This window comes from Neisseria sp. WLZKY-1, from assembly GCF_046546535.1.
Lineage (GTDB): Bacteria > Pseudomonadota > Gammaproteobacteria > Burkholderiales > Neisseriaceae > Neisseria.
Map to the genome: position 1 here is coordinate 1 of NZ_JBKGTW010000043.1, position 16,543 is coordinate 16,543.

The window sequence follows — 16,543 nt, forward strand, 5'->3', positions numbered from 1 at the left end:
CCGCCGTTGAAATACTTGTTACAACATTTGCATTTGTATCGTTGGCGACCTTGATGCTTACCATTCTTTTTGACCTGTTTTGAGCCGCAAAAAGGGCATTTTTGTGTTCAAAGGTTTTGACTCCGCTTAAAGTCTTGTAGCATAAGGCTTGCGGGGGTTTTGGGCAGTAAATTTGTTACTTACGCCCCGTTTTCAGACGGCCTCGGATGCGGCGGCAGGATCGCGCGGCAACGTACGCGGATTCGGGCGCTTGCCAAGTCTGCGTGCGGCAGACAAAAGGCCGTCTGAAAATTTGATTGGAGATTTGGGCTGGCGGTAGACATTACAGGCGGTGCGTTACGCAACACAGCCTATCGTCCTATACAGCCGCCCTTGTCCTAAAAGGCCGTCTGAAAACCTGGAATCCAGCTTTCAGACGGCCTTTATTTTTTTAATCAATTCAATAGGTTGTTAGGATTATTTCGGCTGTTCGCACTCCAATTCGTAAAAACCTCGTTTGTATTTGCAAAACGTCTTTCCATAATTCCATACATCGTTATAGTCAACTCCAGTGAGCCAAAATAAAAAATCTACGGCGTTGCTGCGCCTTAACTCGAAGAGGGCGGTTTTCTACGGCATTGAAAATGCCAAGAAAACCAGCCCCGTATTACCCATACTGTCTGCGGCTTGCTGCCTTGTATCTTTTCTATTTTGGCTCACTATAACTTTGCCGAAGCGTTGTTTTCAGACGGCCGCCAGTGCCCGGTTCTGCTCGGCGGCTAGTGTGACTATGCCTTTTTGCGCCAGGCGCACGAGTTCGGCCAGCTCGTCAAACGAGAAAGCCGCGCCCTCGGCTGTGCCTTGGATTTCGATGATGCCGCCGTCGGCGTTCATCACGATGTTGACGTCGCTGTCGCAACCGGAGTCTTCGGGATAGTCCAAATCCAAAAGCGGCACGCCGCCGACGATGCCAGCAGACACAGCGGCGATTTGCGATACCAGCGGGTTTTCGCCGATGCGGCCGTCTGAAAGCAGCTTGCGCACGGCCAGCTCGAGGGCGACGTATGCGCCGGTGATGGAGGCGGTACGCGTGCCGCCGTCGGCCTGAATCACGTCGCAGTCGATCAGAATCTGCCGCTCGCCGAGTTTTTCCATGTCGGCGGCGGCGCGCAGCGAGCGGCCGATCAGGCGTTGGATTTCCTGCGTGCGGCCGCTCTGTTTGCCCGCGGCGGCTTCGCGGCGCATGCGCGAGGCGGTGGAGGCGGGCAGCATGCCGTATTCGGCGGTAACCCAGCCTTGGCCTTTGCCGCGCAGAAAAGGCGGCACGTTTTCGTCGATGCTGGCGGTGCAGATAACGCGGGTGCTGCCGCATTCGATCAGCGCCGAGCCGTCGGCGTGCGGGAGAAAGTTTGGGGTGATGCGCAGGGGACGCAGTTCGTCGGCGGCGCGGCCGGTGCGGGCATAGGTTTGCATGGTTTCCCTCTGTTAAAAAATGCAAATTATAGCACGGGCAAATGTGCTATATTGCCGCCCGATTTCACTCGTCTTTAACGAAACGGAGTAAAAACATGACCATCCACAGCATGACGGGCTTTGCCAACGCCGCCGGCGAATGCGGCAGCAAGCGCATCAATCTCGACATCCGCGCGGTGAACCACCGCTATCTCGACGTGCAGTTCAAAATGCCCGACGATCTGCGCCATTTGGAAGGCAGCCTGCGCGAGAAAATCGCGACGGCGGCTGCGCGCGGCAAAATCGAGTGCCGCATTCAGGTTCAGACGGCCGCGGCGGGCGCGGCGGCTTTGTCGGTCAACCATGCGCTGGCGGCCGAATTGGCGGCGTTGAACGACAAATGGCGCGGTGAGTTCGGCGGTTTGGGCAAGCTGACGGTGGCCGACATTCTGCACTTCCCCGGCGTGCTGGCGGCGCAGTCGGAAGACGAAGAAACCTTTGTTCTGGCCGTGCAGTCGCTGTTGGACGACGCGCTGGCCGAGTTCTCCGCCGCCCGTGCGCGTGAGGGCGAAAAGCTCAAAGCGCATATTTTGGAGCGGCTTTCGGCGATAGACGGCATCGTCGATGCGCTGGCGGGGCAGTTTCCTGCCCTGGTGCAGGCGCATTTGGACAAAGCCCGCGCGCGGCTGGCGGAGGCGGTGGCCAATATCGACGAAGACCGTTTGAAACAGGAATTCGCCCTCTTTATGCAGAAGGCGGATGTGGACGAAGAATTCAGCCGTCTGAAAACGCATATCGGCGAAGTGCGCCGCATCGTTACCGAAGCCAAAGGCAGCATCGGCAAGCGGCTGGATTTTCTGATGCAGGAACTCAACCGCGAGGCCAACACCCTCGGCAGCAAGGCGATAGCCGCCGAATGCACGCAGGCTTCGGTGGAGCTGAAAGTGCTGATCGAGCAGATGCGCGAACAGGTGCAGAATATCGAATAGCCGTTTCAGACGGCCTAAACCCGTTTTCAGACGGCCTCCATATAAGAGGCCGTCTGAAAGCGCAGCTTTGGCAAAGCCGAAACGTTTTACGGCATTGCGCGCGGGTGTCGGCGCGGGATTTGGTTTAAAATGCCGCCTTTCCCGCAAACTGGCAGACAACGTGAAAATCCTTATCCTCGGCAGCGGCCAAGTCGGCTCGACCATTGCACAGAACCTCGCCGCCATGCCCAACAACGACGTCACCATCATCGACACCGACGAAAACGCCCTGCGCCGCATCGGCACGCAGCTGGACGTGCAGACCATCGTCGGCAACGGCGCTTCGCCCAGCCTGCTGGAAGCAGCGGGCGCGGGCGACAGCGACATGCTGCTGGCGCTGACGCGGCACGACGAAACCAACCTCACCGCCTGCCGCATCGCCGCCGATCTCTTCAACATCCCCAACCGCATCGCCCGCGTGCGCTTGGCCGACTACCTCGAATACGGCGGCGACGAAGACAACAGCGTGCTCGACGCCTTCGCCGTTACCGACTCCATCCACCCCGAACAGCTCGTGACCGAACGCCTGTCTTCCCTCTTGAGCTACACCAGCGCCTTGCAGGTATTGCGTTTTGCCGACGACAAAGCCCGCATGGCCGTGGTGCAGGCGCACAACGGCGGCCTGCTCGTCAACCGCCCCATCGCCACCATCGGCGAACACCTGCCCGAAGACGTGGACTGCCAAATCTGCGCCATCTACCGCAACAACCGCCTCATCGTCCCCACCGCCGAAACCGTCGTTATCGAAGGCGACGAAGTGTTTTTCATCGCCGACAGCCGCCACGTCAAAACCGTGATGCGCGAATTGCGCCCGCTCGAACAACGCACCCGCCGCGTGATGATCGCCGGCGGCGGCAACATCGGCTACCGCTTGGCCAAACAAATCGAAAAAACCTACGACATCAAAATCATCGAACACAACCCGCAGCGCGCCGAATGGCTGGCCGAACACCTCGACACCAGCCTCGTGCTGCAGGGCTCGGCCACCGACGAAAACCTGCTCTCGCACGAATACATCGACGAAATCGACGTCTTCCTCGCCCTCACCAACGACGACGAAAACAACATCATGGCCAGCCTCTTGGCCAAAGACCTCGGTGCCCGCCGCGTCATTACCATCATCAACCGCTCGCGCTACGTCGACCTGCTCGAAGGCAACCAGATCGACATCGTCGTTTCGCCGCACATGATCACCATCGGCAACATCCTCACCCACATCCGCCCGGGCGACGTGGCGGCAGTGCACCCCCTGCGGCGCGGCCACGCCGAAGCCATTGAAGTCGTCGTCCACGGCACGAAAGACACCTCCGCCCTCGTCGGCCGCCGCGTGTCCGACATCAAATGGCCGCCCGGCTGCCACATCGCCGGCCTCGTGCGCGGCGACGAAGTGGTGATGGGGCACAAAGACAACATCAAAATGCAGGACGGCGACCACCTTATCTTCTTCGTCTCCCGCCGCCGCGTCCTACACGAGTTGGAAAAACTGATACAGGTGAAAGTCGGCTTCTTCGGCTGAGGCCGTCTGAAAGCGTAGCTTCAACGAAGTTAAAAACCAACAAACAAGGTGTGCGGCGCAGCCGCGCACGCGGTTTCCGCCGCATCACACACAGCACAGTAAGAACAACGCCTCCCCAAGCCCGTTTTCAGACGGCCTCAAACCGCCGGACACAAAGATTTCCGTTTATGAAACCGCTCAAACCCATCCGCCCCGAACCGCAGGCCGCCGCGCTTTTTGACCGTTTCGCCGCCGACAAAATGCCGGATACCGGTTGCTGGCTGACACAGGTCGGCCTGCCGTTTGACACAGATGCCGCCGCCTTCGCTCCGTTTGACTGCGTGCGGGCAGACACCTTGTCCGAAGCCGGAAAATGGCTGGACGACGAATTGTGGGAAGGTGTGCAGCGTGAAGCGCAAAACGAAGTGCCGGCCGTGCTCGGCGCACAGGCCAACCGCCTCGACCCGGCCGCCGCCGCGTTTTTCCATGCCCGCAGGCCGCAGTGGGAAGCGGCGGCCAAACGCTGCAAACTGAAAACACAGGACATCTGCGACGCCCTCTATGCCATCGTTTTGGGTGCATTCTTGGAATACGCGGCCGCAGAACACACGAAAAGCGGGGCGGCCGTTTCCCTCCATCTCGACCTGCCCGCCGTTCTCAACACCGGACACCTGCCCTGCGGCTGGGCATCGGGCAGGCTTTATGTTTATTGAGGCCGTCTGAAAAGCCAAAACCAAAGGCGGCAAACCGGTAGGGTGTACCGACCCAAGGCGGCGCACACGTTCCCCGCCACGCCGCAAACCCCTTTTCAGACGGCCTACAAGCCGCAAAAGGCCGTCTGAAAACCGAAATACCGCTTCCAAAACGCCGCTGCCGCGCGGCCAACAACAAAACGGCAACACAAACACCATGTATTACAAAATCGCCCCGATTGTCCACGTCCTCTCCAAGCTTGCCGCGCTCTACGCGCTGCTGCTGCTGATTCCGACGCTGGTGTCCTACCTCTACCACGACTCCGCCTTCCTCGCCTTTGCCAGCACCTCGCTGGTAACGCTGTCCGGCTCGGTGGCCGTGTGGGCGTCGACGCGCAAGCACCACCGAGAACTGCGCCCGCGCGACGGCTTCACCCTCGTCTTCCTGCTCTGGCTCGGCTTTGCCGCCGTCTCCGCCCTGCCCTTCTACTTCTATTTCCCCAAGGCCAGCTACACCGACGCCTTTTTCGAAGCCATGAGCGGCCTCACCACCACCGGCGCCACCGTTATCCCCAGCCTCGACACCCTCGCCCCATCGCTCAACTTCTGGCGGCACATGATGAACTGGTTCGGCGGCATGGGCATCATCGTGCTGGCCGTCGCCATCCTGCCCATGCTCGGCGTCGGCGGCACGCAGCTGTTCAAAGCCGAAATCCCCGGCATCGACAAAGACAGCAAAATGGCGCCGCGTATCTCGCAGACGGCCAAACGCCTGTGGCTGGTCTACCTCGCCTTCACCCTGCTCACCTGCGCCGCCCTCAAATGGGCGGGCATGGGCTGGTTCGACGCCGTCTGCCACGCCATGTCGACCTTTTCGCTGGGCGGTTTCTCCACCCACGACGCCAGCATCGCCTTCTACAAATCGCCCGCCATCGAAGCCGTTATCGCCGCCGCCACCGTGCTGGGCGCCATCAATTTCGCCAACCACTTCGCCGTAGCACAGGAAAAATCTCCCCGCCCCTACTGGCGCGACGAAGAATCGCGCATCATGCTCGTCGTGCTGGCCGCCAGCATCGTCGCCGCCAGCCTGTATATGTGGTACAAAGGCTTCTATTCCCTGCCCGAAGCGCTGCGCTACGTCGGCTTCAACTTTATCTCCACCGGCCTGGCGAGCGGCTTTGCCAACACCGATTTTGCCGTGTGGCCGCTGTTTGTCACCCTGTGGATGTTTTTTCTCGCCAACGTGCTGGCCAACACCGGCTCAATGGGCGGCGGCATCAAACTTGCCCGCGCCCTCGTCCTTGCCAAATTTAGCCTGCGCGAAGTGTCGCTGCTGCTGCACCCCAACGCCGTGCGCACCGTCAAACTCAACAAGCGCTCCGTGTCCGACCGCACGGCGATGGCCGTGATGGCCTTTATCTTCGTTTATTTCATGACCATCGTCGCCGCCACCCTCGGCCTGATGGCAAGCGGCATGGATTTGGTGACCGCCCTCTCCGCCGCCATCGCCTGCATCACCAACGCAGGCCCCGGCTTAGGCACCGTCGGTCCGGCCTACAACTATGCCGCCCTCAGCGACCTGCAAAAATGGATCTGCTGCGCCGTGATGCTCTTGGGGCGGCTGGAAATCTTCACCGTGTTCATCCTGTTCACACCCGACTACTGGCGCAAATAGGCCGTCTGAAAACGGAGTTTCGGCAAAAGGCCGTCTGAAAGGGAGAAAACCGTGCGCACCCTGAAAAACATCCTTACCCTGACGCTGAAAGAATTCCGCAGCGTCCTCACCGACCCCGTGCTGATGCTGCTCATCGTCTACATCTTCACCGCCACCATCTACCAGATGGCGCAGGTGAGCACCGATGTGAAAAACGCCTCCATCGCCATCATCGACCTCGACCGCTCCGCGCTGTCGATGCGCATCCGCGACGCCGTGCAGCCGCCCTATTTCAAAACCGTGCGCGACGTGCGGCGCGAAGACTCCGCCGAAGCGATGGACAAGGGCGAATACACCTTCATCCTCGAAATCCCGCCGCATTTCGAACGCGACGTGCTCTTGGAGCGCAGCCCGTCCGTGCAGCTCCTTATCGACGCCACTGCCGTCACGCAGGCGGGCGTCGGCGCATCCTATCTGTCGCAGATTTTCAGCCGCGAAACCAACGCCTTTGCCGGACGCGAACTGCCGGTAATCGTCAAACCCGTTATCACCGCCGAATTCAATCCCAATGGCGAAAGCTCGTGGTTTATGCCCACCTCGCAAATCGGCACGATGGCGCTGATGATGCTGATGCTTTTGGCGGGCGCTGCCGTGATCCGCGAGCGTGAGCGCGGCACCATCGAGCATCTGCTGGTGATGCCCGTTACCGCTTTCGAGCTGATGATGGGCAAAATCTTCGCCAACGGCGCGGTGATTATGCTTGCCGCCCTCGGCTCGCTGTGGTTTGTCGTCCATTTGGGTATCGGCGTGCCGATACAGGGCTCGCTCCTGCTCTACGCGGCGGGCATGGCGCTTTTTATGTTTTCCGCCGCCGCCCTGGGCATCATGATTTCCACCTTCGCCCCGACCATGGGACAGTTCGGCATGCTGATTCTGCCCGTCTACATCGTGATGAACCTTTTTGCGGGCGGCTCGTCGCCGCGCGACAATATGCCCCGCGCGGCGCAAATCGCCAGCGAATACTGGCCGCTCACCCAGTTTATGAAATTCTCGCAAAACATTGTTTTTCGTGGTGCGGGCATCGAAACCGTGTGGAGCCAGATGCTGGTGATGGCGCTGATCGGTACCGCCTTCCTCGTCCTGGCGCTGCTGCGTTTCCGCAAAATGCTGGAACAGCAGGGCTGACCCCGTCCGCCGTTTTTTCGGAAACATTCGCAGCCTGAAAGAAAGGCCGTCTGAAATCTGCTCCCGCGCTTTTTCAGACGGCCGCCAAAAGGCAAAAGGCCGTCTAACCGGCCTGCAAGCTTTATAAAACCGTCCCAAAACCTGCCGTCTTACCCGCCCGCTCCGTCGGGGGCAAAAAAGCCGTCTGAAAACCCGTGTTTTGGATTTTCAGACGGCCTTTTGCCTGCATTATGTGTCTAAGCGGCTTCGCGGTGGTAATGCCTCAGCGCGTGCTCTTTGCGCCGGCCGCTGCTGAAAGCGGAAACGCGTTTGAGATAACCGATGACGCGGGTGCCGTAGTCGATGTCGTGCGAGCCGCAGCCGCTGCAGGCTTGCAGGGTGCGTTTGTCGATATGGCCGCAGTCGTTGCAGATGGTGATGCGCACGTTGACGCAGAAGTAGTTGCAGCCGGTGCGTGCGGCAATGTCGAGCAACGAGCGGTAGCCGGCTTCGGGCAGGGCTTCGTCGAGATTCAGGTGCAGCGCCGAGCCGCCGTCGAGCCAGTCCACCAGCTCTTTGCCGTGCAGCAGGAATTTGTCGAGCGCGTTGATTTGCTCGTCTTCCACCACGTAGAAATAGGAGTTGTAGCAGTCGCGGCTGACTTTGTAGCCGTCGGCTTTGTCCCATTTGGCGTTTTTCACGCCGAGGTTTTCGGCGGGCACGAATTCGGTGTTGAATTTCACGCCGTAGTGGCGGCTGGCGGCCTGGTTGGCGTCGAAAATCACTTTCAGACGGCCTTGCACGAATTGGATGTAGTCGTCGTTGTAGCCGACGGTGATGCCGTTGGCTTCGGCGGCTTCGGCCATGCCGTTGATGCCGATGGTCAGGAACTGTTTGTCCAGCGTGATAAAGCCTGCGTCGTACACGGGCAGCATGCCGGCGGCCTGGTACTCTTCCATCAGCTTGCGGTAGGCGTATTGGTATTTATGGATTTTGGCGACTTCGGCGGCCAAATCGCGGCCGTCTTGTTCCAAGCGGTTCATATTGATGGTAATCACGTTAATCGAACCGGTGGCCACGCCGCCCGCGCCGAGCGTGTAGCTGAAGGTGCGGTCTTCGATGGCGTTGCGCAGGCGGCAGCAGGACGCGAGCGAGTCGGGGTTGTCCGACAAATACACGAAAAACGAGTTGCCCTCGGACAATTCCTTAGCCATTTGGTCGGCAAACACGCCGTCTTTGCACTTGCCGCCGTCGGTGAGCATGGCGGCGGTTACGACGGGGAAGGTCAATACGGCTTTGGTGCGCTCTTGGTTAAACCATTTCAGGAAGAAGTTTTGCAGCTTGGCCACGCTTTCCCACACCGGTTTTTCAAAATCGGGGAAGACGAAATCGCCGAACATGGCTTCAAAATAGTATTGGTCGTACACCGAAATATTCCAAAACACGCTCTGGTAACCGCGTGCGGCGGCGGGCTGGTTGATGCTGTAAACAACCTGTTGCAGATGGTTGGCGACTTCGGCGGCGTGGGTTTCGAGATAGTTGTCGCCGTAGTCTTTGCGGGCGAAGTAGTCGAAATAAGTGAGAAATTCCACGGTGGCCACCGCGCCGGCAAACTGGGCGCTGATGGCAAACACGAGATTGATAAACGAGCCGCAGAACGACGCCAGATGCTTGGGCGCTTTCGATTCGCCGCCGAGCTTGGTTAAGCCGTCGAGCAAAAACGGATACAGCGTTACCGACACGCAATAGGGTTTCAGGCTGGTTTCGTCGTGCACATAGATTTCGTGCGCCTCGATTTGGCGGATGTATTCACGTGCGGTGTCTTCGTCGAAAATCTCGGCGATTTTGCGCGACACTTGGGCGCGGTTCATCTGCACGAAAAAGTCTTTCATGATTTCCGCTTCCATCGTGGCGATGTTTTTCTGCGTGACGTTGGCGTTGGCGTCCATCTTCGAGCCGTCGGCCGCGTTGTGCGCGGAAATATAGTCGTGCATGAACTGCAGTTTGCCGTTTAACTGTTCGGGATGCAGCCGAATCATGTTAAATCCTCCTAAAGTTGGGTTGGAATGGTTTTCAGGCTGCCTTTGCGGGTTTCAGACGGCAGCCTGAAAACGGGGGAAAACAGACGGTTCAGGCCGTCTGAAGAAGGGCTTCGCGGTTCTCCGCCAAGCCTGCCGCCGCCGCCGCGGGGGCGGCAATCGGAATCACTTTTGGCGCGGGTTTGTCTTTTACGAACAAATGGTTGATCACCTCACCCGTGCGCAAATCGGTAAATTTCTGGTTGGTTGCCGGGCTGTCGAGTCCGCCCAATTCCATCACCCAGCGGCCGGTTTTCAGATAGGTCAAAAGCGGGATGATGCCGTCTGAAACCGTTTCCAGCTCCTCGCGCTCCAAGCCGGTGTACAAGCAGCTTTTCAAGCCCGCCGCCGCCACGGTTTGCAGCATTTTTTCCAGCTCCTCGTGCACCCATTCGCCGCCCATAAACAACACGCAGCTGATCAAGCCCGCATAGCGTTGCAGACGGCCTTTAAGGTATTCAACAGTCAATTCCTGCCCCAAGCCCACTTTCCAAGTATCCGCGCTATGGCAGCCCTTGCAGCGCAGCTGGCAGCCTGAAAACAAAAACGCCAGTGACACTTCGCCCGGCACTTCCTGCCAGACAATCTGCTCGATGGTGAATTTCAGGGTCTGCATAACGGTTGTCCTTAAAATACTATATATAGTATGAATTTGCTTATTTGAATACTATATGTAGTATTCTAGTCAGCATCATCGGCAGGTGCAACCATAGCGATTGTAAATTTTATAATTTGCTTATTTTTATTGATAAAGAGTTTGCGGCCGTCTGAAAGTGGTGTCGGCGCATCCGAATGACACGGAAAACAGATATGGACAAAAAAACAGAACAGGCGGCGCAGGCCGCACGCGCGATAGGCCGTCTGGAAAACAAGGCCGATGATAAGGAACGCTTGCGTGCTTGGCAGGAAACCTGCGCCGAAAAGGGTTTGAGCGGGGAGTTCGCCCTTGCCGCCAAACTCAACGGCACGGGTTATACGGAAGAAGAAGCAAAGATGGTGGCGGAGCTGTTCGGGCGTTGAGACCGACAGAATGCAAAAAGACTGAGGCCGTCTGAAAGGTTTCAGACGGCCTCACAGCTTTCCGAAGCCGTATCCACCGCATGGAAAAAAGGCCGGAATGCGTCGCATCCGGCCTGTTTGATGTTTGAAAAACCCGTTTATTTGGCGAAGTATTTGGCGGAAATCCGATCGTATTCGCCCGATTCGCGCACTTTTTTCAATGCATCGTTCAGCATGGCTTGGGTCTGCGTATCGCCCTTGCGCACGGCGAAACCGTAGTTTTCTTCGTCGAAATCGGGCACGGACACCATGGTGAAGCCTTTGCTTTCATTGTTTTTCACATAGTTGGCAACCACCGCGCTGTCGCTGATCACGGCATCGAGGCCGCCGTTTTCCAGCTCTTTGGTAACGAGGGTAATGTTCTCGAAACGGGCGATTTTGCTGCTGTCGGCGCCGAGAATTTTGCCTGCGGCCAAATCGCCTGTGTTGCCGGTTACCACGCCGACTTTATTGACGTTTTTCAAATCTTCCGCCGATTTGATGTTTTTGCCCTGCGGCACAAGAATCACTTGGGTGATTTTGTAATAAGGATCGGAGAAATCCATCGCCTGCTTGCGCTCGTCGGTGATGGTGACGGCGGAGGCAAGGATGTCCACGTCGCCGTTGCCCAGCGCGGCAAACAGGCTGTCCCACGGCTGGTGTTTGTATTCGACTTTAAAGCCGCCTTCTTTGGCCATGGCGTTCATCAGGTCGATGTCGAAGCCTTGGATGTTGTTGCTGCTGTCCATAAACTCAAACGGGGCAAATTCGGCGTTGGTAGCAACGCGGTAGACTTTGCCGGCATCCTGCCCGCCTGCGGTGGCGGAGGCCTGGCTTTGGTCTTGAGTCTGGCTGCCGCCGCAGCCGACCAGCAGAGCCGCGCAGGCCAGCGCGGCTGCGAAAAGTTTGGTTTTTGCGGGTTTCATAATCCGGTTCCTTTCGATTTTTCGGTCGTTTTCTGATTAGGGCGCGAGTTTATCACGAATTTACTCTTTTTCACGGAAAAAGGCATAAGTCACATCGTGGAACAAATCCACATGCGGGCTGTCTTCGTAGGCCAGGCGGTCGAGTTCGTCTTCAAAGGCAAGCTGCACGGATTCGACCACGTTTTGCGCCGTTTCCGCCGGCAGGCCGCGCAGCAGACCTTTGAAGGCCACGGCCAAAACGCGGTTCTGCATACGCAGCGCCTCGTTGGCTTCTTCCAAATATTCCAAACGCTGTTCGATGTCTGCCATCGTCCGAACCTTTCGCGGTTTTCTGTTAAAATGGCGCACATTATAAGCTGTACCGCCGAAGATAACCATGTCGAACAATCAGCCCGAATGGGAAAGAAAACTGGAGCAAATGCGCGCCAGACGCGGCAAGATTGCCCCTGTCGGCGAAGCTGCCGCGCCTGAGCCGGAGGCCGCGCCGAAAAACCACCGCGCGCATGCCGAATACAAAAAGCAAATCTTGCAAAACTATCTGAAAAACTGGCAAAACCGCCACAACGCCGCGCTGGCGGGCGAGCTGACGGAAACCGATGCCACCGTGCTGCTCGAAGAAGACTGGCTGAACGCGCAAAACGCCCTGCAAGGCAATGTCAAAGCGCAAAACGTGCTCGACAAACAAACCGTCTGGTTCACCCCGAAACACCATGCCGCGCCGCAGGCGCAAAGCGGTACGGAGGGCGAAAAAGACGGCGAGGCTGCCGCCGCGTTCAGCCCGCAGGACATCCCTGTCAGCGTCAACGTGCTCGACCCGCAGGGCGTGCCCGCTTCCCGCCCCGTGTTCTGCCTTTCGGAACAGGAGCTGGTGGAGCGCCTGCTGCACCGCCTGATGCCGCACCTGACTGACGCCGTCAACGGCCTGGTACGCACCGCCATCACCCGCCAGGCCGCCAACCTCAACCAGCAGCTTTATCAGGCCGTGCAGAGCGAAATGCCCGATTTGGTGAAAGACATCCTCGACTACAACCTGAAAAACGTGCTGACCGAATTGAAATACGACGTCAAATACAGCAAAAAATAAACGGCAAAGGCCGTCTGAAAAAGCGCCCGCCCAAACCGGCAGCGCTTTTTCAGACGGCCTCTCGCATTCCCCGCCATGTCCGACAAAAACAGCCGCATCAACCACGAACCCGCCTTCCTGCTCTCCGCCGCGCCGTGGCGCGAAAGCAGCCTGCGGCTCGAAATGTACAGCCGCCGCTACGGCCGCGTCGCCCTGATTGCCCGCAGCGCGCGCAAACGCCAGAGCGAACTGCGCGGCGTGCTCGTTCCCTTCGTGCCCGTCAGCGTATCGTGGTACGGCAGCGCCGAACTCAAAACCCTGCACCGCGCCGAATGGCTGGGCGGCCGCCCGCAGCCGCAGGGGCGCGCCCTGTTCAGCGGCCTCTACCTCAACGAACTCGTCCTCAAACTCACCGCCCGCGAAGACCCGCACCCGCGCCTCTACGACGCCCTCGACGAAGCCCTTGCCGCCGTCTGCACCCAAGCCGTCCACACAGCCGCCCTGCGCCGCTTCGAGTGGCAGCTTTTAAGCGAACTGGGCTACGCGCCCGATCTCGAATACGACATCGGCGGCAAGCCCGTCAGCGCACAGGCGCACTACCTTATCGAACCCGAACAGCCGCCGCAGCCCATTCCGCCCGACACCCGCGCCGACGGTAAAACCGCCGTCACCGCCGCGGGCAGCGCCCTGTTGCAGCTGCGCGAAGGCGTGTTCGACAGCGGCGCCGCACAGCAGCAGGCGCTGAAAATCACCCGTCTGCTGCTCGACTTCCGCCTGCCCGAAGGCATACAGTCGCGCCGCGTCCTGCAACAGCTGCAAACCTTCCAAACCGCCTTTTCAGACGGCCTCCCGCAGCCCGAAAGGCCGTCTGAAAAAACCGCCGACACCGACACACAGCCATGACCGACACCCTCCCGCCCGACGCCCTCATCGAAGCCGCCCTGCTCACCCAGTCCGAACCACTCGGCGAAAAAACCCTGCGCCAACTGTGCGACCCGCCCCTGTCGCAGGACAAACTCATCGACGTGCTCGGCAGCCTCAAAGCCCGCTGGCAAAACCGCGCCCTGCAACTGGTCCACAGCGGCGAGGGCTGGCGCTTCCAAATCGCCCCCGCCGCCTACGCGCGACTGGGCGCCTTGCAGGAAACGCGCAGCCCGCGCTACTCCCGCGCCGTGATGGAAACCCTGGCCATCATCGCCTACCAGCAGCCCGTCACGCGCGGCGACATCGAAGGCATACGCGGCGTTGCCGTTTCGCAAAACGTGATGCAGACCCTGCTCGACCGCGGCTGGATAGAAACCATCGGCCACCGCGACACCGTCGGCCGCCCCGTCCTGTGGGCAACCACGCCCGCCTTCCTCGCCGACTTGCAGCTCGATTCCCTCGAACAGCTCCCGCCGCTCACCGAGCTGGGCGAACTCGTTCTGCCCGAACTGCCGCAGGCGGCCGGTGCGGATAACGGTGCGGAAGAAGAAACGGAAGACGCCTGAAACCGCTTTTCCCTGTCCGCCTCCGTTTTAATTTCGCTTTCAGAAACGCCATTCCGCAGGCGGGAACGGCCTCTGCCGCCCGCCGCATTCTGCGGTAGAATGCCGCCCTTGCGCCGCAGGCCGTCTGAAACGGCTGCTGCGCCCGACCCGCAAACCCCGTCCGCTTTTCAGAAACCCCATCCCGCATAGGCGGCAACGGCCTCCCGCCGCCATACCCGCATACCGCAACGCCGCCTGTTTTCAGACGGCCTCCGCTTTCAGACGGCCTTTGTGCCGCCGCCGAGGAACAACGATGAAAAAACTCCTGCTCGCCGCCGCCCTGCTTCCCGCCGCCTGCGGCTTCCACCTCAAAGGCACGCAAGCCTACGACCGCCTGCCCTACCAAACCTGGCACATCGAAGGCGCAGAGCTGCAACGCCCGCTGGAAAACGCCCTGCGCCGCGCCGACGGCACACCCGCCCCTGCTGCCGCGGCGCAGGCCGTGTTGAAAGTGGAAAACGTCGAAACACAGAAAGACGTGCTCACCATCACCCGTGCCGCCCTCGTCAGCGAATACCGCCTGGCACTCAAAGCGCAGGCACAGGTTTACCGCAACGGCAAGGCCGAAGGCTCGCCCATCGTGGTGGAAGTGCGCCGCACCCTCGAATATGCCGACAGCGAAGTACTGGGCAAACAGGAAGAGGAAACCATGATCCGCAGCGAAATGGCCGAAGACGCGGCGCAGCAGATCGTCCGCCGCCTCTCCTTCCTGCCCCGCTGAGCGCCGTTTTCCGTTTTTCCCGTTTTTCAGACGGCCTTCTGCCTTCGGAGGCCGTCTGAAAGCACATCCGATTTGCGCCATGCCCGTACAAAACATCGAAACCCTCACCCCCGACACCCCCCTGCCGCCCCTCTGCGTTATCCACGGCGAAGAAGACCTGCTGCGCGTCGAAGCCCTCGACACCCTGCGCGCCGCCGCGAAAAAACAGGGCTATCTCAACCGCGAGTCATACACGCCGGAAACCGCCGCCGACTGGGACGAAATCCTGTCATCCGCCAACAGCATCGGTCTCTTCGCCGATTTGAAACTGCTGGAAATCCACATTCCGAACGGCAAACCGGGCAAAGCCGGCGGCGACGCCCTGCAAAAGCTGGCGGAAAACCTGCCCGCAGACACCGTTACCCTCGTTCTGCTGCCCAAGTTGGAAAAAGCGCAGACGCAGGCCAAATGGTTTGCCGCCCTCGCCAAACACGGCAGCGTCTACGAAGCCAAAGCCGTGTCCGTCCATGCCCTGCCCGCATGGATCAGAGGCCGTCTGAAAGCGCAAAATCTCGACATCGAAGCCGACGCCCTCGCCCTGTTCGCCGAACGCGTCGAAGGCAACCTCTTGGCCGCCAAACAGGAAATCGACAAACTCGCCCTGCTCTATCCGCCGGGACACACCGTCGGAATGGCCGAAGCGGAACAGGCCGTGGCCAACGTCGCCCGTTTCGACGTGTTCCAACTGTCGGCCGCATGGATGGGCGGCGACGCCGCGCGCACCGTCAGGCTGCTCGAAGGTTTGGCAGCCGAAGGCGAAGAACCCGTTTTGCTGCTGTGGGCGCTGGCCGAAGACATCCGCACCCTCATCCGCCTCACCGCCGCCCTGAAACAGGGGCAGAGCGTCCAGTCCGTACGCAGCAGCCTGCGCCTGTGGGGCGACAAGCAAACCCTCGCGCCGCAGGCCGCCCGCCGCATCGGCATCACCCGCCTCATCGCCGCCTTGCAGGAATGCGCCCGCACCGACCGCATCATCAAAGGCGCGGAAACGGGTGACGCCTGGGCGGCCTTCCGCCAGACGGTTTGCGCTTTAGCCGCGTAAAGCCGATGGATAAGGAATCCGAACATGGAGCAACAGTTTTTCCTGCAATACCTGTCCCGCCTAAGCAAAGAGCAGGCCGCCGCCGCGCTGGAGGAGTGCTTCGACATCGGTTTTGACGAACGCGACAGCGCCTATTTCGGCGTTTATTTTGTCTGTCGGGGCGGACTGTGCGACCGTCTCACCATCAAAAGCAATGCCGATCCCGATGGGGATTTGGCCGTCAACAACCCGAATATCCGCAGCATCACCGACTTTTCCTTTATCGAAGGCACAAACGCCGACAAAGAAGCGAAATACCGTTTTGTCAAAGAACGGATGGCCGCCCTCGGCGGCGCCTTTATCCTGTCGCAGGACAATGTTTATTGCGGCTAGGGGCCGTTGACATTCAACTTGCAAGACGGTTTTTTAAGTCAAAACGCCCGAATGCAAGGAAAAAACACAGCAAGCTTGGACACCTTGCGGGCATTTTTGATGCGGCAGGCGAGTATGTTTGCCCAAAACGCCACTGTCAACACGCCCTAGGGGCTGTTGACATTCAGCTTGCGAGACGGTTTTTTGAGTAAAAAATGCCCGAATGCAAGGAAAAAAGCGCAGCAAGGTTGGACACCTTGCGAGCATTTTTGACGCGGCAGGCGGGTATTTT

Annotated in this window: 17 protein-coding genes; 12 read left to right on the plus strand and 5 right to left on the minus strand. The window is 59.4% G+C overall.

Annotation, left to right across the window (positions count from 1 at the left end):
• Positions 1-723 precede the first annotated feature (723 nt).
• Positions 724-1,452: a ribonuclease PH gene (gene rph / locus ACLD9W_RS09940; RefSeq protein WP_410841873.1), complete on the minus strand. Its 729-nt coding sequence runs from the start codon at positions 1,450-1,452 to the stop codon at positions 724-726.
• A 95-nt stretch (positions 1,453-1,547) separates the two neighbouring features.
• Here rph and ACLD9W_RS09945 point away from each other — a divergent pair, with 95 nt between their 5' ends.
• The 5 genes from ACLD9W_RS09945 to ACLD9W_RS09965 all read left to right on the plus strand — a co-directional run bounded on the left by ACLD9W_RS09945 (position 1,548) and on the right by ACLD9W_RS09965 (position 7,485).
• The gene (locus ACLD9W_RS09945) at positions 1,548-2,420 is read left to right on the plus strand and encodes a YicC/YloC family endoribonuclease (protein WP_410841874.1); all 873 of its coding nucleotides are present in this window, start codon (positions 1,548-1,550) and stop codon (positions 2,418-2,420) included.
• Between the two features lie 160 nt (positions 2,421-2,580).
• Positions 2,581-3,975, plus strand: coding sequence for a Trk system potassium transporter TrkA (trkA, locus tag ACLD9W_RS09950; protein ID WP_410841875.1), 1,395 nt, complete (start codon positions 2,581-2,583; stop codon positions 3,973-3,975).
• A 167-nt stretch (positions 3,976-4,142) separates the two neighbouring features.
• Positions 4,143-4,667, plus strand: a complete 525-nt coding sequence (locus ACLD9W_RS09955; RefSeq protein ID WP_410841876.1) for a hypothetical protein — start codon at positions 4,143-4,145, stop codon at positions 4,665-4,667.
• Between the two features lie 196 nt (positions 4,668-4,863).
• Positions 4,864-6,321 carry a TrkH family potassium uptake protein gene (locus ACLD9W_RS09960; RefSeq protein ID WP_410841877.1) on the plus strand — a complete coding sequence of 486 codons (1,458 nt, stop codon included), beginning with the start codon at positions 4,864-4,866 and terminating at the stop codon, positions 6,319-6,321.
• Between the two features lie 51 nt (positions 6,322-6,372).
• Positions 6,373-7,485 carry an ABC transporter permease gene (locus tag ACLD9W_RS09965; protein ID WP_410841878.1) on the plus strand — a complete coding sequence of 371 codons (1,113 nt, stop codon included), beginning with the start codon at positions 6,373-6,375 and terminating at the stop codon, positions 7,483-7,485.
• 236 nt (positions 7,486-7,721) lie between these two features.
• Here ACLD9W_RS09965 and nrdD read toward each other — a convergent pair whose 3' ends face one another.
• Together nrdD and nrdG are read right to left on the minus strand one after the other, a co-directional pair.
• Complete coding sequence (gene nrdD / locus ACLD9W_RS09970; protein WP_410841879.1) at positions 7,722-9,503, minus strand: anaerobic ribonucleoside-triphosphate reductase; 1,782 nt, start codon at positions 9,501-9,503, stop codon at positions 7,722-7,724.
• Positions 9,504-9,594: 91 nt separating this feature from the next.
• Positions 9,595-10,158, minus strand: coding sequence for an anaerobic ribonucleoside-triphosphate reductase activating protein (nrdG, locus tag ACLD9W_RS09975; protein ID WP_410841880.1), 564 nt, complete (start codon positions 10,156-10,158; stop codon positions 9,595-9,597).
• A 194-nt stretch (positions 10,159-10,352) separates the two neighbouring features.
• On the opposite strand from nrdG, the gene ACLD9W_RS09980 reads away from it, so the two are divergent.
• Positions 10,353-10,562: a hypothetical protein gene (locus ACLD9W_RS09980; RefSeq protein WP_410841881.1), complete on the plus strand. Its 210-nt coding sequence runs from the start codon at positions 10,353-10,355 to the stop codon at positions 10,560-10,562.
• 137 nt (positions 10,563-10,699) lie between these two features.
• Here ACLD9W_RS09980 and ACLD9W_RS09985 read toward each other — a convergent pair whose 3' ends face one another.
• Both ACLD9W_RS09985 and ACLD9W_RS09990 read right to left on the minus strand, forming a co-directional pair.
• Positions 10,700-11,506, minus strand: a complete 807-nt coding sequence (locus tag ACLD9W_RS09985) for a basic amino acid ABC transporter substrate-binding protein (protein WP_410841882.1) — start codon at positions 11,504-11,506, stop codon at positions 10,700-10,702.
• A gap of 60 nt (positions 11,507-11,566) precedes the next feature.
• Positions 11,567-11,815, minus strand: coding sequence for an NGO1151 family protein (locus tag ACLD9W_RS09990; protein ID WP_036495453.1), 249 nt, complete (start codon positions 11,813-11,815; stop codon positions 11,567-11,569).
• 67 nt (positions 11,816-11,882) lie between these two features.
• Between ACLD9W_RS09990 and ACLD9W_RS09995 the strand changes: the two genes are divergently transcribed.
• From ACLD9W_RS09995 to ACLD9W_RS10020, 6 genes are all read left to right on the plus strand, one after another.
• On the plus strand, positions 11,883-12,590 hold the full coding sequence (locus ACLD9W_RS09995; protein WP_410841883.1) for a hypothetical protein: 708 nt from the start codon (positions 11,883-11,885) through the stop codon (positions 12,588-12,590).
• Positions 12,591-12,665: 75 nt separating this feature from the next.
• Positions 12,666-13,472, plus strand: a complete 807-nt coding sequence (gene recO / locus ACLD9W_RS10000) for a DNA repair protein RecO (protein WP_410841884.1) — start codon at positions 12,666-12,668, stop codon at positions 13,470-13,472.
• Positions 13,469-14,059: an SMC-Scp complex subunit ScpB gene (gene scpB, locus ACLD9W_RS10005; protein ID WP_410841885.1), complete on the plus strand. Its 591-nt coding sequence runs from the start codon at positions 13,469-13,471 to the stop codon at positions 14,057-14,059. The genes recO and scpB overlap by 4 nt, the downstream gene beginning before the upstream one ends.
• Positions 14,060-14,351: 292 nt before the next feature.
• Positions 14,352-14,819: an LPS assembly lipoprotein LptE gene (gene lptE / locus ACLD9W_RS10010; RefSeq protein ID WP_410841886.1), complete on the plus strand. Its 468-nt coding sequence runs from the start codon at positions 14,352-14,354 to the stop codon at positions 14,817-14,819.
• 79 nt (positions 14,820-14,898) lie between these two features.
• Positions 14,899-15,900 (plus strand): DNA polymerase III subunit delta, encoded by a 1,002-nt coding sequence (gene holA / locus ACLD9W_RS10015; RefSeq protein ID WP_410841887.1) that lies wholly within the window; start codon positions 14,899-14,901, stop codon positions 15,898-15,900.
• Positions 15,901-15,924: 24 nt separating this feature from the next.
• Positions 15,925-16,272 (plus strand): hypothetical protein, encoded by a 348-nt coding sequence (locus ACLD9W_RS10020; RefSeq protein WP_410841888.1) that lies wholly within the window; start codon positions 15,925-15,927, stop codon positions 16,270-16,272.
• Positions 16,273-16,543 lie beyond the last annotated feature (271 nt).